We start from the raw sequence: 24,125 nt of genomic DNA, 5'->3' as shown, positions 1-24,125 counted from the left end.
GTTCCTCACCCGGTCCAGCACCGGGCGACCCCGTCACAGGTAGCGGTAGACGTCCTCGGTCGACAGGCCACGGCCGAGCATCAGCACCTGCACCCGGTACAGCAGCTGGGAGATCTCCTCGGCGAGGCGGTCGTCGGACTCGTGCTCGGCGGCGATCCACACCTCGCCGGCTTCCTCGAGCACCTTCTTGCCCTGGGCGTGCACCCCGGCGTCGAGGGCGACGACGGTGCCGGACCCGTCGGGACGGGTACGCGCGCGCTCGGCAAGCTCCGCGAACAGCTCATCGAAGGTCTTCACGGTCTGCAGATCCTTCCACCCCGCCCCCGGCGGCGCCGCCCCGCCCCGCCGCGGATGCCGTGGATCTCACACCGAAGTGGACACTGCCTCCCGAGGACTGGGACGGCGTTCGAAGTCGAGGAGGTACCGCTTGCGCTCCAGGCCGCCGCCGTACCCGGTCAGCGAACCCGTCGAACCGATGACCCGGTGGCACGGCACGATGATCGAAATCGGGTTCTTGCCGTTGGCCAGGCCCACCGCCCGCGCGGCCGCCGGCTTGCCGAGCAGCTGCGCGAGCTCGCCGTAGGACGCGGTTTCGCCGTACGGGATGTCGAGCAGTGCCGCCCACACCGACCGCTGGAACGGCGTGCCGTGGAAGGCCAGCGGGAGGTCGAACTCCCGCCGCCGCCCGGCGAAGTACTCCTTCAGCTGGATTTCGGCGAGCGCGAAGGTCTCGACGGCGCCGGGCGAACCGAAGGTCGCCTGGGCCGGGCGGTGGCGCTGTTCGTGCATGTACAGCCCGCAGAGCGCGTCGCCCTCGGCGACCAAGGTCAGCGGACCGCAGGGACTCTCAACGACCGTGTGGGAACGCATGGGACCTCCTAGGCGGCGGGCATCCGGTTGATCGCGTGGTCACCGGTGGCCCACAGGTGCTGGGTGGCGTAGGCGCGCCACGGGCGCCACGCCTCGGACCGGGCGACGACGGCGGCCTGGCCGCCGAGGCCGAGGGTTTCGGCGGCGTACTTGATGCCGAGGTCGGTGGGCAGGAACGCGTCGGGGTCGCCGAGGGCGCGCATGGCGATGCTCTCGACCGTCCACGGCCCGAAGCCGGGCAACGCGGTCAGCGCCGCCCGCGTCCCGGCCCAGTCGCTGCCGACGCCGAGGTCGAGGCCGTCCGTCAGCGCCTCGACCAGCGCGAGCAGGGTGCGACGGCGAGAGCGCGGCATCGCCAGCGTCTCCGGATCCAGGGAAGCGAGCGCGTCCGGCGACGGGAACAGGTGCGTCAGCCCGCCCTCCGGGTCGTCGACCGGCTCGCCGTGGGCCACGACGAGCCGGGCCGCGTGGGTGCGGGCCGCCGCCGTCGAGACCTGCTGTCCCAGCACGGCCCGCACCGCGAACTCGGCGCCGTCGACCGTGCGCGGCACCCGGCGGCCCGGCGCGGCCGCCACCAGCGGCGCGAGCAGCGGGTCAGTGGCGAGCTGGTCGTCGACGGCGACCGGGTCGGCGTCGAGGTCGAGCAGGCGGCGGCAGCGGCTGGTCGCCGTGGGCAGGTCCCGCAGGTCGGTCAAGGTGAGCCGGCAGGCGATGTACCCGGCAGCGGAGTCCCCGGGGCGCAGCGCGACGACGCCGTGGCCGTGCGGCAGCCGCAGGGTCCGGCGGTAGGCGCCGTCGCGCCACTCCTCGACGCCGGGAACGCCGGTGGCCACGAGGTGGCCGAACAGGTTGTCCGGGCAGAGCGGCTTCCGGTACGGCAGCCGCAGCGGGATCGCGCCCGCCGTCGCCGACGGCTTGCCCTTCGCGCGCTGCCGCAGTTCGGTCGGCGAGAGGGCGAACACCTCGCGGACGGTGTCGTTGAACGCCCGGATGCTGCCGAACCCGGCGGCCAGGGCCAGCTCGGCCATCGGCAGGGTGGTCGTCTCGATCAGCGTCCGCGCGGTCTGCGCGCGCTGCGCCCTGGCCAAAGCCAACGGTCCGGCGCCGACCTCGGCGAACACCTGGCGCTGCACCTGCCGGACGCTGTAGCCGAGCCGGTCGGCGAGGCCCTGGACGCCGTCGGTGTCGACGACGCCGTCGGCGATCAGCCGCATGGCGCGGGCGACCAGGTCGGCGCGTTCGTTCCACAGCGGCGAGCCCGGGCTCGCGTCCGGGCGGCAGCGCTTGCAGGCACGGAAGCCGGCTTGCTGCGCGGCTGCCGCGCTCGGGTAGAAGCTCATGTTCCGCGGCTTGGGCGGCACCACCGGGCAGCTGGGCAGGCAGTAGATCTTCGTCGTCAGGACGGCGGTGTAGAACCACCCGTCGAACCGGGCGTCCTTCGCCTGCACGGCCCGCACGCACCGCTCGAAATCTTCGTGCACGGAACCCAGCATCGCGGACCCGGCAGGCCGGGGCTAGCGGAAATGCGACATGGGCGTGCTCAGCCCAGCAGGGCCGCCAGCGCCGGCACGTCGATGCCGACGAGGGAGTCGCGGAACACGCGCCGCTCCCCCGGCGCGACCGGGACGTCGTTCGGGATGACCAGGACCGTGCAGCCCGCCGCGACCGCCGATTCGGTGCCCGGCGGCGAGTCTTCGACCGCGACGCACCGCGCCGGGTCCACGCCGAGCAGCTCCGCGCCCTTGAGGTACGGCCGCGGGTGCGGTTTGTTGAGGCCGTCGACCTCGTCACCGCAGACGGTGGCGTCGAAGAACTCCCGCCCGATCGTGTTCAGCGCCAGCTCGGTCAGGTCCCGCTCGGTCGAGGTGACCAAAGCCGAGCGCAGGCCGGCTTCGCGCACCGCCGTCAGCGCTTCGCGGGCGCCGGGGCGCCACGGCAGCTCGTCGTCGAAGAGACCGGCCGTGCGGCGGCGGATCTCCTCGCCCGTCGACGCGATCGCCTCTCGCGTGACCGGGCGGCCGACGACCTCGAGGAGGTACGCCGACGTGTCGTCCATGTTGGACCCGACGAGGGTCAGCCGCTGCTCTTCGGAAAGCTTGCCGCCCAGCCACTCCGCCGTCTCGTAGAGGGCGATGTCCCACAGCTTCTCGGAATCGACGAGCGTGCCGTCCATGTCCCACAGCACGGCATCGAGTCCGTCCAGCGCCGACGCACGCTTTCCCGCGGAGGCGCAGTCAGACACAGTGGATCTCCCTCAGGTGTTGAAGTACTTGGCTTCCGGGTGGTGGCAGACGATCGCGTCGGTCGACTGCTCGGGGTGCAGCTGGTACTCCTCGGACAGCTTGACGCCGATCCGGCCCGGTTCGAGGAGGGCGACGATCTTCGCCCGGTCCTCGAGATCGGGACAGGCGCCGTAGCCCAGTGAGAACCTGGCTCCACGGTAGCCGAGCTTGAAGAACTCCTCGACGTCGTCGGGGTCCTCTGAGGCGACCGCCACACCGGAGGGGAAGGTCAGCTCCTGCCGGATGCGGCAGTGCCAGTACTCGGCGAGCGCTTCGGTGAGCTGGACGCCGAGGCCGTGGACCTCCAGGTAATCGCGGTAGGCGTTGGCGGCGAACAGCTCGTTCGCGTAGTCGGCGATGGGCTGGCCCATGGTCACCACGGTGAACGGCACGACGTCGACCTCACCGGACTCGCGCGGCCGGTAGAAGTCGGCCAGGCAGAGGCGCCGGTCGCGGCGCTGGCGCGGGAAGGTGAAACGCAGCCGCTCCGGCGCGTCCGGTTCTGGTTCGGTGAGCACGACCAGGTCGTCGCCCTCGGCAACGCACGGGAAGTAGCCGTAGACGACGGCCGCGTGAGCCAAGATGCCGTCCGCGGTCAGCCGGTCGAGCCAGTACCGCAGCCGGGGCCGGCCTTCGGACTCGACGAGTTCGTCGTACGTCGGCCCGGCGCCGCCGCGGGCGCCCTTGAGGCCCCACTGCCCCATGAAGGTCGCGCGCTCGTCGAGCATCGCGGCGTAGTCGGCGAGCGGGACGCCCTTGACCACACGCGAACCCCAGAACGGCGGGCTCGGCAGCGGGACGTCGGTGGCGACGTCCGAGCGCGCGGGCGGCGGCCCTTCGAGGGCTTCTTCCTCCGCCTTGCGGGCTTTCCGCGCTTCGGCGATCCGCAGCGACCGTTCGCGGCGTTCCTTGCGCTCCAGGCGCTTCTGCTCCGCGTCCGCGTCGACCAGCGGCGACTCTCCGCGCTTCGCCGCCATGATCGCGTCCATCAGCCGCAGCCCCTCGAACGCGTCGCGCGCGTAGCGGACGTCGCCGAAGTACAGCTCCGTGAGATCGTTTTCGACGTAGGAGCGGGTCAGCGCCGCGCCGCCGAGCAGCACCGGCCAGCGCGCGGCGACACCCCGGGAGTTCATCTCCTGGAGGTTCTCCTTCATGATCACCGTGGACTTGACCAGCAGGCCGGACATCCCGATCGCGTCGGCGCCGTGCTCCTCGGCCGCGTCGAGGATGGTCGTGATCGGCTGCTTGATCCCGAGGTTGACGACCTCGTAGCCGTTGTTGGACAGGATGATGTCGACGAGGTTCTTGCCGATGTCGTGCACGTCGCCGCGGACGGTGGCCAGCACGATGCGGCCCTTCCCGGAGTCGTCGTCCTTTTCCATGTGCGGCTCGAGGTGGGCGACGGCGGCCTTCATCACCTCGGCGGACTGCAGGACGAACGGCAGCTGCATCTGCCCGGACCCGAACAGCTCGCCGACGGTCTTCATGCCGGACAGCAGCGTGTCGTTGATGATCTGCAGGGCCGGCCGCTGCTCCAAGGCCGCGTCGAGGTCGTCGGTGAGGCCGTTGCGTTCGCCGTCGACGATCCGGCGTTCGAGGCGTTCGAACAGCGGCAGCGCGGCCAGCTCTTCGGCTCGCGAGGCCTTCGACGACGCCGCGCTGACGCCCTCGAACACGGCCATCAGCTCCTGCAGCGGGTCGTAGCCTTCGCGCCGGCGGTCGTAGACGAGGTCGAGGGCGATCGCGCGCTGGTCGTCGGGGATGCGGGCCATCGGCAGGATCTTCGACGCGTGCACGATCGCGGTGTCCAGGCCGGCTTGGACGCACTCGTGCAGGAACACCGAGTTCAGCACCTGCCGCGCGGCCGGGTTGAGGCCGAACGAGATGTTCGACAACCCCAGGGTGGTCTGGACGTCGGGGTGGCGGCGTTTGATCTCGCGGATGGCTTCGATCGTCTCGATGCCGTCGCGGCGCGACTCCTCCTGGCCGGTGGCGATGGTGAAGGTCAGGGCGTCGATGATGACGTCGGAGGTGCGCAGCCCCCACTTGCCGGTGATGTCCTCGATCAGCCGGGTCGCGATGTCGGCCTTCTTCTGCGCCGTGCGCGCCTGGCCCTCTTCGTCGATGGTCAGGGCGACGACGGCGGCACCGTACTCGCTGACCAGGTCCATGACCTGGGTGAACCGGGACTCGGGGCCGTCGCCGTCCTCGTAGTTGACGGAGTTGACCGCGCAGCGGCCGCCGAGCCGCTGCAGGCCGGCCTTCAAGACGGCGACCTCGGTGGAGTCGAGCATGATCGGCAGGGTGGACGCGGTCGCCAGGCGCCCGGCCAGCTCGGCCATGTCGGCGGTGCCGTCGCGGCCGACGTAGTCGACACACAGGTCCAGGAGGTGGGCGCCGTCGCGGGTCTGTGCACGGGCGATCTCGACGCAGTCGTCCCAGCGGCCCTCGAGCATCGCGGTGCGGAACGCCTTCGAGCCGTTGGCGTTGGTCCGCTCGCCGATCATCAGCACGCTGGCGTCCTGCTTGAACGGGACCGCCTGGTAGAGCGAGGACACGCCGGGTTCCGGCCGCGGCCGCCGAGGCACCGGTTTCGTCTCGGAGACCGCCGCGGCGAGCTGCCGGATGTGCTCGTCGGTGGTGCCGCAGCAGCCGCCGACCAGGCCGACGCCGAACTCGCGGACGAACCCGGTCAGCGCCTCGACCAGCGCTTCCGGACCGAGCGGGTACACCGCGCCGTCCGGCCCCAGCTCCGGCAGGCCGGCGTTCGGCATCACCGACAGCGGCACCCGGGCGAGCTTGGCCAGCTGCCGCAGGTGCTCGCTCATCTCGGCGGGCCCGGTGGCGCAGTTGAGCCCGATGACGTCGATGCCGAGCGGCTCGAGGGCGGCCAGCGCCGCGCCGACCTCGGTGCCGAGCAGCATCGTGCCGGTCGTTTCGACGGTGATCGAAGCGAGGATCGGCACGTGCCGGCCCTCGGCGGCCATGGCGCGCTTGGCGCCGATGATCGACGCCTTCGTCTGGAGGATGTCCTGGGTGGTCTCGACGATCACCGCGTCGACGCCGCCCGCCAGCAGCCCGCGGACCTCCTCGCGGTAGGCGTCACGCAGCGTGGTGAACGGCGCGTGGCCGAGCGTCGGCAGCTTGGTGCCCGGGCCGACCGAGCCGAGCACGAACCGCGGGCGGTCCGGCGTCGCGAACTCGTCGGCGGTCTCGCGGGCCAGGCGCGCCCCGGCCTCGGCGAGCTCGAAGATCCGCCCGGTGATGTCGTACTCGGCGAAGTTGGCGAAATTGGCCCCGAAAGTGTTGGTCTCGACGGCGTCCGCGCCCGCCTCCAGGTAGCCCCGGTGCACCGAGCGGACCACGTCCGGCCGGGTGACGTTGAGGATCTCGTTGCAGCCTTCGAGGCCGTCGAAGTCGGCCAGGCTGAGGTCGTGGGCCTGCAGGGCGGTGCCCATGGCGCCGTCGGCCACCAGTACGCGCGAGCGAAGGGCATCGAGGAAGGGCGACGACAGGCGGTCGGACATGCTGAACAGGGTAAGGCCGGTGGTCGTAGGCTGGTCCGGTGAGTGAGCCCGTCGACGAGACCCCGCGGCCGCCCGGCGACCGCCCCGAACCCACCCGACCGTTGATGGTCGTCGCCTTCGAAGGCTGGAACGACGCAGGTGACGCGGCCAGCCGGGCGGTCGAGCACCTGCAGCTGAACTGGGACGCCACGCCACTGGCCGAACTGGAGCCCGACGACTACTACGACTTCCAGGTCAGCCGCCCGACCGTCCGGATGGTGGACGGCGTCACTCGACGGGTGGACTGGCCGACGACAACGCTGTCGGTGTGCCGCCCCGACGGGTTCGACCGGGACGTCGTGCTGGTGCAGGGCCCCGAGCCGAACATGCGCTGGCGCGCCTTCTGCGCCGAGCTGCTGGAGCACATCAAGCAGCTCGACGTCGCGACCGTGGTGACGCTGGGCGCGCTGCTCGCCGACACCGCGCACACGCGGCCGGTCCCGGTGACCGGGACGGCCTACGACAAGGACACCGCGTCGCTCTACGGGCTCGACCTGAACAACTACCAGGGCCCGTCCGGCATCGTCGGGATCCTGCAGGACTACTGCGTGCAGGCGGGCATCCCGGCCGTGTCGATCTGGGCCGCGGTGCCGCACTACGTCTCGCACCCGCCGTCCCCGAAGGCGACGCTGGCGCTGCTGCACAAGCTGGAGGACATCCTCGACGTCGAGATCCCGCTCGGGGCGCTGCCGGAGCAGTCCGAGGAGTGGCAGCGCACGGTCAGCGAGATGGCCGACGAGGACGAGGAGATCAGCGAGTACGTCCGCGGCCTCGAGGAGCGCGGCGACGCGCAGATCGAGGTCGCCGAGCAGGACGTCAGCGGCGACAAGATCGCCGCCGAGTTCGAGCGCTACCTGCGCCGCCGCGGCCGGGGCGGCGGGCAGGAAGGTTTCGGCCTGCGCTGAACCGTCACCGCCAGTTGGTGGCGAACGCCCGCGCGGGGTTCGCCACCAGCATGGCCGTGACGACGTCGCCGCCCAGCAGCTTCCTCAGCCGCGGCGCCAGCGTCGTGAGCAGGTAGGACGCGCCCGGCTGGTGCCGGGCGGCGGCGGTGGTCGTGTCCCCGCCGAGCAGGAGCTGCGCGCCGTGGCCCGCCTCGACGAGCGCTTCGAGGCCGTCGAAGAGCCGCCAGTCGGTGGCGTGGTTGGCCCGCGACGGGCCGTCGAAGCCGAGGAACACGCCGGTCTCGGCGATCTCCCGCTGCCGCCGCGGGTCCGGGTTGCGGTTGAGGTGCCCGAGAATCACCTTTTCGGGTGGAACATCGAGCTGGTCGCAGAGCAGTTCGACCGTTTCCAGCCCCGCCGTGCCGAGTTCGAGGTGCACGGCGATCGGCGCGCCGGTCTCCTGGTGGGCGACCGCGGCGGCGGTCATCGTCAGCCGCGCGTGCGAGTCGATGGTGTGGAACGCGCCGGCCACCTTGATCAGCCCGGCCCGCGGGCCGGTCGTCCCGGTCAGGTCTTCGACGAAGACGGCGGCCAGGTCGTCGACGACCCGGGTCAGCGCGGCGGGCGCGTAGTGCTCGGCGCGGTGCAGGCCGGTGGCGCCGACGAGGTGCACGCCCGTCTCCCGCGAGATCCGGGCGAGGTCCTCCATCCGGCGGCCGAGGCCGTGCGGCGTCCACTGGACGAGGGCGGCGCCGCCGGCCGCCCGGAACCGGATCAGTTCGGCCGCCGCGGCGGCCGGGTCGTCGAGTTCCTGGTCCGGCAGCAGTTTCGAGGCGAAGAAGAGGTGGTCGTGGGCGTTCGTCACGCCCAGCTCGGCCGGCTCGATGTCGCCCAGCACCGTCCGTATCCGCGGTTCCCCGGTCATGCCGGTGAGTGTAACGCTTGAGCCGTTACACTGGCGGGGTGTCCGAAGACTTCCGCCTCGACATGGGTGCCCCGTGGCTGAACCTGCTCGCCACCCGTGGCCGCCACTTCGGGCCCCGGCCGGTCGAACGCCTTCCGACGACCGAGCGCCTGGTCGCCTGGCTGGCTTGCGTGGAGCTGACTCCCCTCGAACCGGTCACCGGCCGGGACCTCGATGCGGCACACCGGCTGCGGGAGGCGCTGCGGCCGCTCGCCCTGGGCGCCGTGGACGGCCTCGCCCCCACCGCCGATCAGGTCGGTGTTCTGGCGCGCTTCCTCGAACCCGAGCCGATGGAGCTGACCGCCCTGGACCGGCTGCGCCGCAGTGCGCCGACGACCGCGGACGCCGCGTTCGCCCGGCTCGCCCACCAGGCGGCCGACTGGCTCACCGGGCCGCTGCGCCTCGACCTGCGCGCGTGTCCCGAGCAGGACTGCCGGGGCGTGTTCGCGGACCCGGGCGGGCGACGGCGCTGGTGCCCGTCGCCGGCGTGCGCCAGCCGCGGCCGGGTACGCGCGCTCAGGGAGCGGCGGCGCGCGGACTCATGACGGCCAAAGGATCCGGCGCATCGGCACCGCGCCCCGCGCCCGCTTCCGCCACTCGCGCGGATAACCGAGCGAAACCTCCTCGAAGCGCACCCCGTCGGCCTCGGTCGTCCGCGGGATGTGCAGGTGGCCGTAGACCGCGATCTCCGCGCGGTAGCGCAGGTGCCAGTCCTCGGTCTTCGTGGTCCCGCACCACAGCGCGAACTCCGGCCAGTACAGCGGCGCCGTCGGGTGGCGGTGCAGCGGCCAGTGCGACATCAGGATGGTGCCGTGGTCGGCCGGGATCGCATCCAGGCGCTCGGTGCTGGTCTTCAGCCGGTCCTCGCACCACGCCTGGCGGCTCGGGTACGGATCCGGGTGCAGGAAGTACTCGTCGGTGCAGACCACGCCGGCGGCCCGGGCCTGGCTCAGGGCCTCCTCCAGGGACTTGCCCTCGGCCTCCGGGGTCCGCCAGCTGTAGTCGTAGAGCAGGAACAGGGGCGCGATCGTCAGCGGCCGGTCCGCGTGGGGCCACACCGGGTACTCGTCCTCCGGCGTCAGGACCCCGAGCTTCCGGCACTCCTCGACGAGGTGCTCGTACCGGGCCTGCCCGCGCAGCTGGCACGGGTCGCCGTTCGTCGTCCACAGCTCGTGGTTGCCCGGCACCCAGACGACCTTCGCGAACCGCTCGCTGAGGGTCTTCAAGGTCCCGATGGTGGCTTCGGCCCGCTCGGCGACGTCCCCGGCCACGAGCAGCCAGTCTTCGGGCGTCTCCGGGACGACCGAGTCGAGGATCGGGCCGTTGCCCTCATGGGTCACGTGGAGGTCGCTGGTCGCGAAGAGGTGCGGCACCCCTCCACCGTAGCCACCGCGGTGGCGGGTTCTTCGCGAAACCTGCGGATTACGGGTGGTTTCCGCACCAGCACGAGGATTCCCGCCAGGACGTACACCCCGGCCTGGACGTTCAGCAGCACCGCCGGCCCGGTCGTCGCGACCAGCGTTCCCGCCAGCAGCGCCCCGGCCGTCGTGCACAGGGCGACCACCGCGAACGTCGTGCTCAGCACCCGGCCGGCCCGCTCCGGCGCGACCGCACTCTGGATCTCCGAGAGCACCCCCGCGCCGACGACCACGCCCGGAGCGCCGACCAGGACGAACAACCCCACGTACACCCCTAGCGCCGTCGTGAGCACAGCCAGGTTCCAGATCACCGCCGACAGCAGGCCCAGCGCGATCGCACCCCAGCCCAGCAGCGCCGCCGGCGCGACCCGCCGGGCCACCGTGGCCAGCGCGAACCCGGCGGCCAGGCCGCCGATCGCCTGCACGCCCCGCAGCAGGCCCGCGTCGGCCTCGCCGCCGCCCAGCACGTCGAGGACGTACACCACGAACAGCACCAGGAACATCCCCTGCGCCAGCGATGTGAACACCAGCGCGAGCCCGGTGCGCCAAAGCCGTCGGTTGTGCGTGAGCTCGCGGAGACCGTCCAGCCAGGCCCGCACCACGGGTTCGGGCGCGGCCGCCGGCGCGGGCGCGCTCACCCGGCGGAACGGCTTGGCCAGCAGCGCGGCCGCCACCGCCAGCACCGCCAGGTAGCCGGTGACGACGTCGGCGAGCCCGCCGAAGCCGAGCAGCGCGCCGCCCGCCCAGCCGCCCGCCAGCCGCGCAACGCTGCCGTTGACACTCATCAGGCCGTTCGCGCCGGTGACCTCCTCGACGCCGACCAGCTCGGGCACCAGCGCGTTGCGTGCCGGTTCGAACACCGACGCCAGCGCCGCCTGCGCGGCCATCACCGCGTACACGACGGTTACGCCCGGCGACGCGAGCAGCGGCAACGCCACCACGGCCAGCCCGCAGCAGACGCCGAACAGCACCGCCCGCCGGTTCCACCGGTCGGCCACGACGCCGGCGACCGGGCTCAGCAGCACCGCGGGCAGCAGGCCGAGCACGATGCTCAGCGCCGTCGTCGCGGCGGAGCCGGTGCGCTGGAAGACGTAGACCGGCAGCGCCACCTGCAGCATCCACTCGGCCGTCTCGCCGAAGAACGCGGCGACCCACAGCCGCGCGAACGCGGGCACCCCCAGCAGCTGTTTCATGCCTCCGCCTTCCCCGAGTGTTCGATGCGCGGGAACGCCCGCAGGCCGACGTGCACCGGGCGGGCGTCCGCCGGCGCGTCGGTCCGGATGGCCCCGACGTAGGGCCGGACCAGCGCGTCGATCGCGTCGGTCAGCCGGGTCAGCTCCTCCGGCGTGACGCGCAACGCGTAGGTGATCAGCCCGGCCGCCCCGCGCCACGCGGGGTCGAGGTCGTCGAGCGAGTCCAGGTACCGCTGGGTCAGCTCCTGCTCGTGGCCCAGGGTCGCGCCCACCATGCCCAGCTGGGCCGCGCGGTGCGCGGGGTCGTCGGCCAGCTCCCCCATCTCCAGCCCGACCTGCCGGGCGCGCCACGGCCGTTCGCGGCCGTCTTCGGCGTCCGCCCGCTCGACCAGGCCGTACTGGGCGAGCTGGCGCAGGTGCCAGCTGCAGTTGGACGCGGTCGAGCCGACCGCCTCCGCGCACTCGCTCGCGGTACGCGGGCCGACGGCGGTGAGGTGGTTCAGCAGCGCCGACCGCAGCGGGTGCGACAGGGCGCGCAGCAGCTCGACGTCCTCGATCCGCTTGCGCGGCGGCAGCTCGGCCATCGGCCACCCCTATCTGAAAGAGTCATTTCGAAAGCGTTCTTTCAGATTGGGTGCCGCCTGCGGGTTTGTCAAGCGCCTCCGCTATCGTTCGCTGTGCAGCCACTGCGCAGGGCAGTGACTGCGTCGTCACCCGGATTTGGATGGACGTTGCCCGACCAGCGCGAACTCGCCACCGCCGCCGCTCTCGCCCTCCCCCGGTTCGTGGGCTCGACCGCGCTCTTCCACGTCGCGGTCGCCGAGCGGATGGCCGTCACCCCCACCGAGCTGCACTGCCTGCACCTGCTCCACGGCGGCGTCAGCGACTCCCCGACCGAGCTCGCGCGGCTGCTCGGGATGTCCACCGGCGCGTTCACCCGGCTGCTCGACCGGATGGAGCAGCACCGGCTCGCCGAGCGCGCCCCGGATCCGGCGGACCGCCGCCGGCTCGTCGTGCGGCCGCTGCCCGACCGGATGGCCGAGCTTGCCGAGCTCTACGCGCCCATGGCCCGGTTCGTCGGCGAGCGGCTCGCGCGCCTCGACCGCCGTCAGCTCACGGCGCTGGTCGGCTTCCTCACCGACGGCACCGCGGCCGCCGAGCGGGCCGCGGGCGACCTGCCGGATGTGACCCAGGCCATAACCGGTTGACTAACTCTACTGATGTTGCGTTAACCTGGTTCCACTATGAGGAACTGAACCGCGCCCATCCCGCTTCCGAGGCGGCACCCGGTCGAGCCTGACGCTCCCGCGTGCCACGACGCCCGGCGGGATTTCCGCCTCTTCTCATCCGGGCCCGGTGATGCGCAATGTCCACTCTTCCCTTGCAGGCCAAGGACGTCGTCTTCGGTTACGGCACCCGCGTCGTCCTCGACGGCGTCACGCTGACCGCGTCGGCCGGGCAGCGGCTCGGCCTGGTCGGCGAGAACGGCACCGGCAAGTCCACCCTGCTGCGGCTGCTCGCCGGGCTCGAAGAACCCCGCTCCGGCGAGGTGCTGCGCGGCCCGGACGTCGGGTTCCTGCTGCAGGAGCTGCCGTTCGGCATGGACGCGACCTTCGCCGACGTCCTCGACGACGCGCTGGCCGAGATCCGCGCCGCCGCGGCCCGGCTCGACGAGCTGACCGCGGCGATGACCGACCGGCCCGACGATCCGTCGGTGCTGGACGAGTACGGCCGCGTCCTGGAATGGGCCCAGGCCCACGACCTGTGGGACGCCGACCGGCGCGCGAAGCTCGTCTGTGACGGGCTCGGCCTCGGCGGCGTCGAACCGGACCGCCGGCTCGGCACGCTGTCGGGCGGGCAGCGGTCCCGGCTCGGCCTGGCCGCGCTGCTGGTGCGGCAGCCGGAAACGCTGCTGCTCGACGAGCCGACCAACCACCTCGACGACGCCGCGATGGCGTTCCTGGAACGCCATCTGACCGAGCTGACCGGGATCGTGGTGCTGTCGTCGCACGACCGGGTGTTCCTCGACGCCGTCTGCACCGACATCGTCGACCTGGACCCGGCCGCGGCCGACCGCCAGGCCGGCGGCGCGGTCCGCTACGGCGGCAGCTACACCGACTACCTCGGGCACAAGAAGGCCGAGCGGGCGCGGTGGGAGCAGCGGTTCGCCGAAGAGCAGGAGGAGCTGAAGGAGCTGCGGGAGACCGTCGCGGTCACTGCGCGCAACGTCGCCTACGGCCGCGGCCCGCGCGACAACGACAAGTTCATCCACCACTTCAAGGGCGCCCGCGTCCAGAAGACGATCTCGCGGCGGGTGCGCGACGCCGAGCAGCGGCTGGAGAACCTGGAACGCGACCAGGTGCGCAAACCCCCGGCGCCGCTGCGGTTCCGGGCGGAGCTCACGGGCCACGCGACGGGCGACGGACCGGCGATCTCGGTGCGGTCATTGGAAGTCCCGGGACGGCTCCGGCTGCCCCGGCTGGACGTCGACGCGTCGGCCCGGCTCCTCGTCACCGGCGGGAACGGCGCCGGGAAGTCGACGCTGCTGTCGGTGCTGGCCGGCCGGCTGGCACCGGCGGCCGGGAGTGTCCACTTCGGACACGGAGTGCGGGTCGGGTTGCTGGAGCAGGACGTCGTGTTCGCGTCGCCGGAGCGGACCGCCGCGCGCGTCTACCGGGACGCGCTCGGCGAGGACGCTCCCCCGCTGAGCCACCTCGGTTTGCTGGCGTCGCGGGATCTGCGGCAGCCCGTCGGAGCGCTCTCGGTCGGTCAGCGGCGCCGGCTCGCGCTGGCGATCCTGCTCGCCGAACCACCGGACGTCCTCCTGTTGGACGAGCCGACGAACCACATTTCGCTGACCCTGGCGGAAGAGTTGTTCACGGCGCTGAAGACGGCGCCGGGCGCGGTCGTCATCGCGTCCCACGACCGGTGGCTGCGCCGGGACTGGCNCGGTGGCGTGAAGCCGTCGCGCTGCCGGCCGGCCCGCCGGCGGAGGACACGGTCACGCGGCTGCGCGACCACCTGTCCGACGACCTCGACACGCCGAAGGCCCTGGCGGCGATCGACGCGTGGGCGAACGAGGCCCTGCGCCGCGACGGCACGGACGCGACGGCGCCCGGCCTGATCCGCATCGCGGTCGACGCCCTCCTCGGCATCACCCTCTGACCAGCTGTGGACAACCGGCACTTTCACGTGAAAGTGCCGGTTGTCCACAGCTGGTCAGAGGGTGATGCCGAGGAGGGCGTCGACCGCGATGCGGATCAGGCCGGGCGCCGTCGCGTCCGTGCCGTCGCGGCGCAGGGCCTCGTTCGCCCACGCGTCGATCGCCGCCAGGGCCTTCGGCGTGTCGAGGTCGTCGGACAGGTGGTCGCGCAGCCGCGTGACCGTGTCCTCCGCCGGCGGGCCGGCCGGCAGCGCGACGGCTTCACGCCACCGCGCGAGCCGCGTCTCCGCCTCGGTCAGCAGGCCGGCCGTCCAGGCGCGGTCCTCGCGGTAGTGGCCGGCGAACAGGGCCAGCCGGATCGCGCCCGGGTCGACCTGGTCGGCCCGCAGCCGCGAGACGAACACCAGGTTCCCGCGCGACTTCGACATCTTCTCGCCGTCGAGGCCGATCATGCCGGCGTGCACGTAGTGGCGGGCGAACGGCCCGTCCTTGGCGACGGCTTCGGCGTGCGCCGCGCTGTACTCGTGGTGCGGGAAGATGAGGTCCGAGCCGCCGCCCTGGAGGTCGAATCCGAGGCCCAGCCGGTTGACCGCGATCGCGCTGCACTCGATGTGCCAGCCCGGGCGGCCCGGGCCGAGCTCCGACTCCCACGACGGCTCGCCGTCGCGGGCCACGCGCCACAGCAGCGCGTCCAGCGGGTGGCGCTTGCCGGCGCGGTCGGGGTCGCCGCCGCGCTCGGCGAAGAACTTCCGCATGGTCGGCTCGTCGTAGTTCGACTCATAGCCGAACTTGCCGGTCGCGGAGTGGTCGAAGTAGACGTCCGGGAACTCCGGGTCGTCCGCCCGGTAGGCGGCGCCGTTGGCCAGCAGCTTCGCGATGACCTCGACGATCTCCGGGATGCTCTCCACCGCGCCGACGAACTGCTTCGGCGGGAGGACGCGCAGCGCGGTCATGTCCTCGCGGAACAGCGCCGTCTCGCGCATGCCCAGCACGACCCAGTCGTCCTGGTCGCGCTGGGCCCGCTCGAGCAGCGGCTCGTCGATGTCCGTCACGTTCTGCACGTAGTGGACGTCGTGCCCGTTGTCCCGCCACACGCGGTTCACCAGGTCGAAGGCCAGGTACGTCGCGGCGTGCCCCAGATGCGTCGCGTCGTAGGGCGTGATGCCGCAGACGTACATCCGGGCGGTGGCGCCGGGCGCGGTCGGGCGGATCTGCCCGGTGGCCGTGTCGTGGAGCCGCAGCGGGCGGGGGGTGCCGGGGATGCGGGGCACGTCGACCGATGACCAAGTCTGCATACCCTCGACTGTAAGCGTTCGCTCCGGCACCCTCCCGCCCGGTGGGACTCCTCCCCCACGTGGAGCAGTACTAGCTCCGGCGGGCCGCGTTCGCGCTGATGGCGTCGCGGACGAACGCCCCGACACCGGGGCGCTGCTCGTCGTCGCGGACCAGGAACCCGAGCTGGACGGGCTCCGTGACGTACAGCTCACCGATGCGCCGCTGCGTCTCGTACGAGCACTCGCCCATCACGCGGGCGAGCATCGCGCGGTGCTCCTCGGCGAGGTCCATCGCCTCGGGGCCGTCCGGCGCGCCGCCCGCGTCGCGCAGCGCGGTGAGCCGCCGCACCCAGTCCTGGCGGACCGCTTCGCCGGCCGCCAGGTCCTCCTTGGACGGTGGCGTCGCGCCCTGCCACTCGGGCGTGCCGCCCCACCGCCGCGCGGCCTCCTCCGCGTAGCCGTCCGGCTCGCGGAACCCGCCGAACACTTCGAACTTCTCCTCGGGCGTCAGTGCGTTGCCCATGGCTCTCGCCTCCATCACGCGATCGACGGCCGCGACCATCCGCCCGAGCTCGCCCATCCGCGCCACCAGCAGCTCCCGCTGCTTCTTCAGGTGCGCGTCGGCGTCGATGCCCGGGTCGTCGACGAGGGTCGCGATCGTCTCGAGGGGGAACCCGAGCTCCCGGTAGAACAGGATGCGCTGCAGCCGGTCGAGATCGTCGTCGTCGTAGCTGCGGTACCCCGAGCTCGTCCGGCCGCTCGGGCTGAGCAGGCCGATCTCGTCGTAGTGGTGCAGCGTCCGGACGGTGATACCGGCCAGTGCGGCGACCTTGCCCACGGGATGCCCCATCGGTTTCCCCTCTTCCTCTCCGGCCGCTCGCGGCCCTTGCGGAGACCACGGTGGTGCCTCACGCGACGTGAGGGTCAAGCATCACCCTTCCGCAACCGCCGTCCCGCGACGAGTCCGATTAGCCTGACCCGATGGGCACCATGATCGTCTTGGGCGGTGCGGTCGCCGTGATCGCGCTGGTCACGGCGGTCGTGCTGCTTCTGCTGCGCCGGGCGCGGCCCCGGCCGGTGCTCGGCCCGGTTCCCCGCGAACCCCTTTCCGCGGTGCGCCGCGACGACCTCCTCGCGAAGATCGACGAGACGTTCCGCGCCGGCCGCTCCTGCGTCCTGCTGGGCCGCGGCGGGGTGGGCAAGACCCACGTGGCCGCCGCGTTCGCCCGCGAAGCCAGCTCGCCGGTGCTCTGGGTGGCGGCGGCGGACCCGGCGAACACCGCCCGCGCCTACGCGGAACTCGCCCGGCGGCACGGCTTGGCCGGCCCCGACGCGGGCCTCGCGTGGCTCGACGGACGCGAGGGAGCCATCGTGGTGTTCGACGGCCCGACCGACCCGGACGCGCTCACCCGGTGGCTGCCGGCCCGGGCCCGCGTCCTGGTGACCACCACGGTGCCGGACTTCGAGATCCTCGGCGCCACGGTGCCGGTGACCGGCTTCGACCCGGCCACCGCCGCCGGTTTCCTGCGCGCGCGGTCCGGCCGGGACGCCGCCGACGTGGCCCGGGAGCTCGGTTACCTGCCGCTGGCCCTCGCCCAGGCCGGTGGGGTGATCCGGGCTTCGGGCTCCACGGAGTACCTCGACCGGCTGCCGGGCGCGCTGGTGCTGGAGCGCGAACCGGGTGAGGACCATTCGCCCTGGGTCGAGGACACCACGCTCGCGGCCCTGCGCACCGTCGCCGCGCGGGACGGCCGGGCCGCGGTCGTCGCCGAGCTCCTGGCCGTGCTGGCGCCGCGGGGCGTGCGGCGGGTCCTCGTGCATCAGGCCGGCCCCGACCCGGTGGCGGTGGACACCGCGCTGGCCGGGCTCGAGGGCGCGTCGCTCGCGGAATTCGACGTCCGCGGCGAAGTCGTGACGATGCACCGCCTGACCCGGCGCGCGGTGCTGGGACAGCTGCACGCGCAGGAGCGCCTGGCCGAGGTGCTGGACCGGGCGTTCGCCGCGCTGGACACCGAGGACACGGCCGATCTCGCCGACCACGCCGCCGCGCTGTGGCGGCACTTCCGGGCGCTGCCGTCGGTGTCGGCGGGCCCGCGGCTCGGCCCGATCCTGCGGCTGCGGCGCCGGTCGGTCGACCTCCTGGTGGCCGAAAGCGCGTTCACGCAGGCTCGTGCGCTCGGCCGCGAGGTGCTCGCCGACCACGACGCCTACCTGCCCGCCGGCCATGAAGGCACCGCGTTCGCCGCCCGGTCGCTGGACCGGGCGGCGAACCCGCCGGCGCCGGGCCGGCACCGCCGGGTACGCGGGTAGTCGCCGACCACCCGAGCCCGGCACTGCCACCCTCGCGCTCGCCAGCCGGTCACCCGACCAGCCGGCACACACCCGTCGCGCCGCCTCAGCGCCGCCGGGTGCGCAGGTAGTCGCCGACCACCGCGGCGCCCAGACCGTCCAGGTCCGGTGCCACCACCCGGCCGCCCGACCGTCGCGCGATGACGTCGACGAACGCCGTCAGGCGCGGGTCGTCGCCGAGGCGGAACACCGTCACCGACGCGCCCAGCTTCGCCAGCCGGTCCACTTCGGACAGTGTCTTGTGGAGGGTCCGCGGCTGGGGCGGGTAGTCGAAAACGGCCTCGCCGTCCGGTTCCAGGTGGGCGGTCGGCTCGCCGTCGGTGACCATCAGCACCACCGGCTGGGCGTCCGGGTGCCGGCGCAGGTGCTGCCCGGCGAGCAGCAGCCCGTGGTGGGCGTTGGTGCCCTGCTCCCACGCGCCCTCCAGGCCGACCAGCTCCGGCAGCTCCACCGACTGGGCGTAGCGGCCGAACGTGATCAGCTGCAGCGCGTCGTTGCGGAAGCGCGTGCTGATCAGCTGGTGCAGCGCGAGCGCGGTGCGCTTCATCGGCAGCCAGCGGCCTTCCTGCACCATCGACCACGACGTGTCGACCAGCAGCGCGACCGCCGCGCGGGAGCGGTGTTCGGTCTCGACCACTTCGACGTCCTCGACGTCGAGCCGGACCGACCGCTCCCCCACCGAAACCGACCGCAGGACGGCGTTGCGGATGGTCCGCGGCACGTCCCAGGGCTGCATGTCCCCGAACCGCCACGGCCGCGACGCGCCGGTGGGCTCGCCCGCCGCGCCCGCGGACTCGGTCTCGCGGTCGCCGGTCTTGCCGCGCAACGCGTTCACGATGTCGGCCAGCGCCGTCTCGCCGAGGCGCCGCAACGCCTTGGGCGACAACCGCAGCGAGCCGTCGGCGGCCCGTTCGAACAGGCCCTGGCGACGCAGCTCACGCTCCAGTTCGGACAGTCGCCGGGCGTCGACGCCGGCGTCCTTGCCGAGCTGGCGTTCGAGCGCCTCCAGGTCGATGTCCTCCAGGCTCGCGCCCGGGTAGGACTGGCTCAGCTGCTCGGCCAGCGCGTCCAGCTCCGCCAGGTCGGCCATCGCCTGGGCGCCTTCGCCCATGCCCAGCGGGTTCTTGCCGCGGAAGCGCTCCGAACCCGTCCAGTCCTCACCGGGGCGAGCCGCGCGCAGCTGCGCGTCCAATTGGGACAGTTGCTGCGCGAGCCGCGGGTCGCCGAACGCCTGCTGGGTCAGCTCCGCCAGTTCGGCGCGCTGCTCGGCCGACATCGAGTTGAGCATCCGCTGCGCCGCCGCGGACCGCTCGGCCAGCGCGTCGATCAGCTCCTCGACGTTCCGCGGGTTCTCCGGGAAGAACTCGCCGTGCTTGGACATGAAGTCCTCGAACCGCTCCTGGACGTCCTCGGCGCCCTGTGCGTGCGCCGCGAGCAGGTCGTTGAGGTCCGAGAGCATCTCGTTGATCCGCTCGACGTCCTCGGGCCCGGCGTTCTGCAGCGCCTGCTTCATGCCCTGGAACCGCGACTCCATCAGCTCCTGGCCGAGCAGGTCGCGGATCTGCTGGTAGTTCTCCCGGCCCTGCTCGGAGCGCCAGTCGTAGTTCGCCAGCTCGTTGACGGCCGCGGCCGTTCCGGACGGCAGCGCGTCGAGCTGGGCCTCGCGGAAGCGGGCTTCGTCATCCGGGTCCGGGAACAGCTCCCGGCGTTCGGCGTCGAGGGCGTCCCGCAGGAGGCGCTGGACCTCCTGCAGGGTGCCGTTCAGGTTGTTGCGGCGCTGGATCTGCGACCGGCGCTGCCACAGACGCCGGGTCAGCTCGTCCAGGCCCGACGTACGCTCGGTGCCGCGCCGGAGCAGTTCCTCCAGCGCGGACCGCGGCGACGCGCCGGCCATCACCTCGCGGCCGATCTCGTCGAGCGCGTCGCGCAGGTCGGCCGGGGGCGCGAGCGGGTCCGGCCCGTCGTGCCACGGGCCGTAGGAGTAGCCGTCGGGAAGCGGGACCGCGGTCATCGGCCGTAGACGGTCGTCGCGTCGTCGGAGTCCTTGGCGAGCCGGCGCGCCAGGAACAGCGATTCGAGGGCGAGCTCGACGGCGGCCGCGATCCGGCCGGCGGGCTCGTCGGCGGACACGCCGGCGCGCTGGGCGACCTCGTGCAGCACCGGGAGCTCCGGCAGGGCCGCGAGGACGTCCTTGGCCGGGACGCGCTCGCCGGTGGCGACCAGGTGGCCCTCCTCGACGGCGTCGGCCAGCGGGCGCAGGTCCAGCCCGGCGAAGCGGCCGCGGGCGGTCTCGGCGATCGCCCGGCGCATCAGGTGCACGAGGTGCTCGATCTCGCGGCCCTCTTCGCCGGGTTCGAACTCGATCTTGCCCCGCAGCACGGACGGGACGGCGTCGAGGTCGACCGGCCGCGCGACGGCCGGCTCCTCGCCGGTCAGCGCCGCGCGCCGCAGGGCCGCGGCCGCCACGGTCTCCGCCGCGGCGACGGCGAACCGGGCCGAAACGCCGGAGCGCTGGTCGATGACGGTGGATTCGCGGAGGTTCCGGACGAACCGGGCGAGCACCTCCAGGAGCGGCTCGCCGACTTCGGCGACGAGATTGGCCTCCTGCTTGACGACGGCCACCTCGGCCTCGACGTCCAAGGGGTAGTGGGTGCGGATCTCGGCGCCGAAGCGGTCCTTCAGCGGGGTGATGATCCGGCCGCGGTTGGTGTAGTCCTCGGGGTTCGCGGTCGCGACGAGCAGGACGTCCAGGGGCAGCCGCAGCGTGTAGCCGCGGACCTGGATGTCGCGCTCCTCCATGACGTTGAGCAGCGCGACCTGGATGCGCTCGGCGAGGTCGGGCAGCTCGTTGATGGCGACGATGCCGCGGTGGGCGCGCGGGACGAGGCCGAAGTGAATGGTCTCGGGGTCGCCGAGGCTGCGACCTTCGGCGACCTTCACCGGGTCGACGTCGCCGATCAGGTCACCGACGGAGGTGTCCGGTGTGGCGAGCTTTTCGGTGTAGCGCTCGGAGCGGTGGCGCCAGGCCACGGGCAGGTCGTCGCCGAGCTCGGCGGCGCGGCGCAGCGACGCGGGCGTGATCGGCTGGAGTGGGTGTTCGCCCAGCTCGGAGCCCTCGATGACGGGCGTCCACTCGTCGAGCAGGCCGGCGAGGGTGCGCAGCAGGCGGGTCTTGCCCTGGCCGCGTTCGCCGAGCAGGACGACGTCGTGGCCGGCCAGCAGCGCGCGCTCGAGCTGCGGCAGCACGGTGCGGGAGAAGCCGACGATGCCGGGCCAGGCATCCTCGCCGTTCTTGAGGGCGGTCAGCAGGTTGTCGTGGATCTCTTGCGCGATCGCGCGCGGCTCGTACCCGGCCGCGCGCAGGGCCCCGGCGGTCCGGGGAAGAGCGTCTGGAACAGCGTTCACCCGTTCGACGCTACTGCCGGATCGCCGGTGCGTCGACGTGGAGCGACTCCAGCGTGGGCGCGCTGCTGTGTTGCCTGCCGGCCCGGTAAAATAGGGCGTCGTGTGCCGTCCCAGTGCGACTTTCGCCGTCTGGTCCTCCGCGTGGCTCAACGGAGCCGCCGCGTCCGACGATGTGCTCGACGCCCTGCTCGCGTGGGGTGAGGCCCATGACGTGGTCGCCGCCGACGCCCCCGCGGCGGAGGCGTTCGAGCTGCCGCTGGCGTTCAACCGCGCGGCCACCCCGGTCCAGCTCCTGATGGCGTTGCGTTCGCAGGGAGCGAAAAGCATGCGGCTGGTCCTCCCGGTCCCGGGCGACGTCCGAGGCCTCGGCGGCGGCGGCCCGTTCACGGAGGCGGCCCTGCGCGCGGGCGACGCGGTGGTGCTGGCGGACCTCGGTTTCGGGCTCGTGCCGGAGCCGATCGCCGAGGGGCTCGTCCGGTGGACGGTGTATTCGCTGTCTTCGCCTTCGGCGCTCGAGTACGTCGGACTGGGCGAAGCCGAGCACGGGCTGACGGACGCGATCCGGAACAGCGCGGGGGCGTTGCAGGCGTTGGACGTCGCTTCGGACCGGCCGGGGGTGCGGGCCGAGCTGTCGGCGCACTTGCGATCGCGGCCGGACGTGGATTGGCCGGCCGGGACGCCCGGGCGGGCGTTGCGCGTGTTGCAGCGGGCCGAGGAGATCGCGGCGATCTTGGCGATCGCGTCGTCGGATGATCCGGGTGGGGCGATTTCGGCTTCGGCGTCGACGTTGCGGGCGCAGGCGTTGCGCCCGTTGTCGGACGCGGTGCGAACGGCCCGGTGCGCGGCGGTCAACGAGGCGGTGCGGGTGTTCGCGGAGTCCACGGCCCGCGAGGGCTGAGGTTCCCAAGCGCCCCAATGTGGCCTTCGGTGCGTCACACGCACCCAAGGCGGCCTTCGGTGCGTCAGACGCAACCAAGGCCGCCTTGGGGCGCTGGTCACCGGGCCGCGGCGGGCCAGGCCATCAGCGGGCCGGGCGCTTGGCCGGCTCGCAGCACCCCACCGCGCAGGGCGCGCCATTGACCGTGCACCCCGCCGCCGGGAACGGCGACAGCTTCCGCGGCTCCACCCCGTGCGTGTGCTCCCTGACCAGCTCCACCACCAGCTCCGCGAACCGCGGGTCCGACCCCGCCGTCGCCGCGCGGGCGAACTTCATCCCGTGTTCCGCCGCGCGCTCGGCCGCCTCGTTGTCCAGGTCCCAGATCACCTCGAGGTGGTCCGACACGAACCCGATCGGCGACACCACCACGCCCGGGACACCAGCGGCGTGCAACGCGTCGATGTGGTCGACGATGTCCGGCTCCAGCCACGGCACCTGCGGCGGCCCCGACCGCGACTGCCACACGACGTCGTACTCCGAAATCCCCGCCGACGCTGCCACGAGTCGCGCGGCCACCGCGATCTGGCGCGAGTAGCGGTGGCCGCCCTCGACCGGGGGCCCCGAGGCGCGGTCCGCGCTCGACGGGACCGAGTGCGCCGTGAACACCGTGCGGATCCCCGGCTCGTCGCCCAGCGACGCGTGGGCCGCGCGGACGCCGTCCGCCACCGCCGACACGAACAGCGGGTGGTCGAAGAACTGGCGGATCTTCACCATTTCGGGTGCCCCGGGACCGACCGCCGCGCGGGCTCGCTCGATGTCCTCGTCGTACTGGCGGCACGCCGAGTACCCGCCGTACGCGCTCGTGGGGAACACCAGGACCCGCGAGGCGCCGGAAGAGGCCAGCGTTTCCAGGGTGTCCTCGACCATCGGGTGCCAGTTGCGGTTGCCGAAGTGCACCGGCAGGTCGATGCCGGCCGCCGCGAGCTGCTTCTCGACCGCCGCCATCGCGTCGCGGTTCAGCCGGTTGATCGGCGAAACCCCGCCGAAGTGCTGGTAATGCTCCGCGACTTCGAGCAGCCGCTCCCGCGGCACGCCCCGGCCCCTGGTGACGTTCTCGAGGAACGGCATGACGTCGTCGGGCCCTTCCGGACCGCCGAACGAAAGCCACAGCAACGCGTCGTATCCCACCCCCGTCATCTTGCCGATGTGGCGGCCCGCACGCTGACGCGGGCCCGTTGTGAATCGCTCAGTCCAAAACTCTGCTACGCTCTCGTCATGGCCAGGCCACGCGAGTTCGACGAGACCGCCGCCGTCGAGAAGGCGATGCACGCCTTCTGGGAACACGGCTACGAAGCGACGTCCACGCAGGACCTGTGCGAGGCCACCGGGCTCGGCCGCAGCAGCGTCTACAACACCTTCACCAGCAAGCGATCTCTCTTCCAGCGCTCGCTCACGCACTACACGAGCACCCAGCTCGGCAAGCGGCAAGCGGTTCTCGACGGCCCCGGCACGGCGGCCGAGCGGCTCGCCGCGGTCCTCGACCAGGCCATCGAAGACGACGTCGAAGAGCGCCGCCGCGGCTGCCTCGTGGTCAACACCCTCGCCGAACTCGGCCTGCCCGACGACGAAGTGGGCGCGGCCCTGCGGGACGACACCGACCGGAACCTGGTCATGTTCGCCGAATGCGTCCGGGAAGGCGTGCTCGACGGCAGCCTCCGGGACGGCCTCGACCCCGCCGACGTGGCGGAGTTCCTGCTCAGCACCACCTCGGGCCTGCGCGTGATGGCCCGCCGGGGCACCAGCCGCGAGAGCATGCACGCCGTCGCGGACCTCGCGCTGGCCGCCATCACGCGCTGAACAGAAGCACGACAAGAACAAAG

20 protein-coding genes and 2 pseudogenes are annotated in these 24,125 nt (G+C 72.8%); 8 read left to right on the top strand and 14 right to left on the bottom strand.

What is annotated here, in order from left to right; genetic code table 11:
• Window positions 1–33: 33 nt before the first annotated feature.
• The 5 genes from ABFJ78_RS12760 to metH all read right to left on the bottom strand — a co-directional run bounded on the left by ABFJ78_RS12760 (window position 34) and on the right by metH (window position 6,679).
• Complete coding sequence (locus ABFJ78_RS12760) at window positions 34–297, bottom strand: phosphoribosyl-ATP diphosphatase (protein ID WP_086681128.1); 264 nt, start codon at window positions 295–297, stop codon at window positions 34–36.
• A gap of 66 nt (window positions 298–363) precedes the next feature.
• On the bottom strand, window positions 364–870 hold the full coding sequence (locus ABFJ78_RS12755) for a methylated-DNA--[protein]-cysteine S-methyltransferase (protein WP_436386154.1): 507 nt from the start codon (window positions 868–870) through the stop codon (window positions 364–366).
• 8 nt (window positions 871–878) lie between these two features.
• A complete protein-coding gene (locus ABFJ78_RS12750) occupies window positions 879–2,351 on the bottom strand; it encodes an AlkA N-terminal domain-containing protein (protein ID WP_436386153.1) in 1,473 nt (490 codons plus the stop codon).
• 59 nt (window positions 2,352–2,410) lie between these two features.
• Entirely contained in the window at window positions 2,411–3,043 is a 633-nt protein-coding gene (locus ABFJ78_RS12745; protein WP_436386785.1) for an HAD family hydrolase, read from the bottom strand.
• Window positions 3,044–3,124: 81 nt separating this feature from the next.
• The gene (gene metH, locus ABFJ78_RS12740; protein ID WP_436386152.1) at window positions 3,125–6,679 is read right to left on the bottom strand and encodes a methionine synthase; all 3,555 of its coding nucleotides are present in this window, start codon (window positions 6,677–6,679) and stop codon (window positions 3,125–3,127) included.
• A 38-nt stretch (window positions 6,680–6,717) separates the two neighbouring features.
• On the opposite strand from metH, the gene ABFJ78_RS12735 reads away from it, so the two are divergent.
• On the top strand, window positions 6,718–7,623 hold the full coding sequence (locus ABFJ78_RS12735; RefSeq protein WP_436386151.1) for a PAC2 family protein: 906 nt from the start codon (window positions 6,718–6,720) through the stop codon (window positions 7,621–7,623).
• Window positions 7,624–7,627: 4 nt separating this feature from the next.
• Here the strand turns inward: ABFJ78_RS12735 and ABFJ78_RS12730 are convergent, their stop codons facing one another.
• On the bottom strand, window positions 7,628–8,527 hold the full coding sequence (locus tag ABFJ78_RS12730; RefSeq protein ID WP_436386150.1) for a phosphotriesterase family protein: 900 nt from the start codon (window positions 8,525–8,527) through the stop codon (window positions 7,628–7,630).
• Window positions 8,528–8,565: 38 nt separating this feature from the next.
• Here ABFJ78_RS12730 and ABFJ78_RS12725 point away from each other — a divergent pair, with 38 nt between their 5' ends.
• A complete protein-coding gene (locus ABFJ78_RS12725) occupies window positions 8,566–9,111 on the top strand; it encodes a CGNR zinc finger domain-containing protein (protein WP_436386149.1) in 546 nt (181 codons plus the stop codon).
• Here the strand turns inward: ABFJ78_RS12725 and ABFJ78_RS12720 are convergent.
• From ABFJ78_RS12720 to ABFJ78_RS12710, 3 genes are read right to left on the bottom strand one after another with little or no spacing between them, the layout of a single operon-like run.
• Window positions 9,106–9,939, bottom strand: coding sequence for a metallophosphoesterase family protein (locus tag ABFJ78_RS12720; protein WP_436386148.1), 834 nt, complete (start codon window positions 9,937–9,939; stop codon window positions 9,106–9,108). The two genes, ABFJ78_RS12725 and ABFJ78_RS12720, sit on opposite strands and share 6 nt — an antisense overlap.
• Window positions 9,903–11,177, bottom strand: coding sequence for an MFS transporter (locus tag ABFJ78_RS12715; protein WP_436386147.1), 1,275 nt, complete (start codon window positions 11,175–11,177; stop codon window positions 9,903–9,905). Before ABFJ78_RS12715 ends, ABFJ78_RS12720 begins: the two co-directional genes overlap by 37 nt.
• Entirely contained in the window at window positions 11,174–11,761 is a 588-nt protein-coding gene (locus tag ABFJ78_RS12710; protein ID WP_436386146.1) for an ArsR/SmtB family transcription factor, read from the bottom strand. The genes ABFJ78_RS12715 and ABFJ78_RS12710 overlap by 4 nt, the downstream gene beginning before the upstream one ends.
• A 147-nt stretch (window positions 11,762–11,908) precedes the next feature.
• On the opposite strand from ABFJ78_RS12710, the gene ABFJ78_RS12705 reads away from it, so the two are divergent.
• The 3 genes and pseudogenes from ABFJ78_RS12705 to ABFJ78_RS12695 form a co-directional block, all read left to right on the top strand.
• Window positions 11,909–12,385, top strand: coding sequence for a MarR family transcriptional regulator (locus ABFJ78_RS12705; RefSeq protein ID WP_436386145.1), 477 nt, complete (start codon window positions 11,909–11,911; stop codon window positions 12,383–12,385).
• 158 nt (window positions 12,386–12,543) lie between these two features.
• Window positions 12,544–14,130: pseudogene (locus ABFJ78_RS12700) on the top strand (ABC-F family ATP-binding cassette domain-containing protein); the annotation flags it as partial.
• Window positions 14,121–14,342: pseudogene (locus ABFJ78_RS12695) on the top strand (cysteine--1-D-myo-inosityl 2-amino-2-deoxy-alpha-D-glucopyranoside ligase); the annotation flags it as partial. The pseudogenes ABFJ78_RS12700 and ABFJ78_RS12695, both read left to right, overlap by 10 nt.
• Before the next feature lie 54 nt (window positions 14,343–14,396).
• Here the strand turns inward: ABFJ78_RS12695 and mshC are convergent.
• Entirely contained in the window at window positions 14,397–15,635 is a 1,239-nt protein-coding gene (gene mshC / locus ABFJ78_RS12690) for a cysteine--1-D-myo-inosityl 2-amino-2-deoxy-alpha-D-glucopyranoside ligase (protein WP_436386143.1), read from the bottom strand.
• 70 nt (window positions 15,636–15,705) lie between these two features.
• Window positions 15,706–16,464, bottom strand: coding sequence for a MerR family transcriptional regulator (locus ABFJ78_RS12685; protein WP_436386142.1), 759 nt, complete (start codon window positions 16,462–16,464; stop codon window positions 15,706–15,708).
• A gap of 131 nt (window positions 16,465–16,595) precedes the next feature.
• On the opposite strand from ABFJ78_RS12685, the gene ABFJ78_RS12680 reads away from it, so the two are divergent.
• Window positions 16,596–17,924 (top strand): hypothetical protein, encoded by a 1,329-nt coding sequence (locus ABFJ78_RS12680; RefSeq protein ID WP_436386140.1) that lies wholly within the window; start codon window positions 16,596–16,598, stop codon window positions 17,922–17,924.
• 85 nt (window positions 17,925–18,009) lie between these two features.
• Here the strand turns inward: ABFJ78_RS12680 and ABFJ78_RS12675 are convergent, their stop codons facing one another.
• Window positions 18,010–19,974, bottom strand: coding sequence for a hypothetical protein (locus ABFJ78_RS12675; protein ID WP_436386139.1), 1,965 nt, complete (start codon window positions 19,972–19,974; stop codon window positions 18,010–18,012).
• Window positions 19,971–21,368 (bottom strand): ATP-binding protein, encoded by a 1,398-nt coding sequence (locus tag ABFJ78_RS12670; RefSeq protein WP_436386138.1) that lies wholly within the window; start codon window positions 21,366–21,368, stop codon window positions 19,971–19,973. Before ABFJ78_RS12670 ends, ABFJ78_RS12675 begins: the two co-directional genes overlap by 4 nt.
• Window positions 21,369–21,468: 100 nt before the next feature.
• Between ABFJ78_RS12670 and ABFJ78_RS12665 the strand changes: the two genes are divergently transcribed.
• On the top strand, window positions 21,469–22,266 hold the full coding sequence (locus tag ABFJ78_RS12665; protein WP_436386137.1) for a hypothetical protein: 798 nt from the start codon (window positions 21,469–21,471) through the stop codon (window positions 22,264–22,266).
• Between the two features lie 123 nt (window positions 22,267–22,389).
• Here the strand turns inward: ABFJ78_RS12665 and ABFJ78_RS12660 are convergent, their stop codons facing one another.
• On the bottom strand, window positions 22,390–23,433 hold the full coding sequence (locus ABFJ78_RS12660; RefSeq protein WP_436386783.1) for a ferrochelatase: 1,044 nt from the start codon (window positions 23,431–23,433) through the stop codon (window positions 22,390–22,392).
• A gap of 87 nt (window positions 23,434–23,520) precedes the next feature.
• On the opposite strand from ABFJ78_RS12660, the gene ABFJ78_RS12655 reads away from it, so the two are divergent.
• Window positions 23,521–24,102 carry a TetR/AcrR family transcriptional regulator gene (locus ABFJ78_RS12655; RefSeq protein WP_436386136.1) on the top strand — a complete coding sequence of 194 codons (582 nt, stop codon included), beginning with the start codon at window positions 23,521–23,523 and terminating at the stop codon, window positions 24,100–24,102.
• Window positions 24,103–24,125 lie beyond the last annotated feature (23 nt).

Source organism: Amycolatopsis sp. MEPSY49 (assembly GCF_051337345.1).
GTDB lineage: Bacteria > Actinomycetota > Actinomycetes > Mycobacteriales > Pseudonocardiaceae > Amycolatopsis.
Note: the sequence above shows the minus strand (reverse complement) of the source record. Positions and strands in the feature narration are given on the sequence as shown.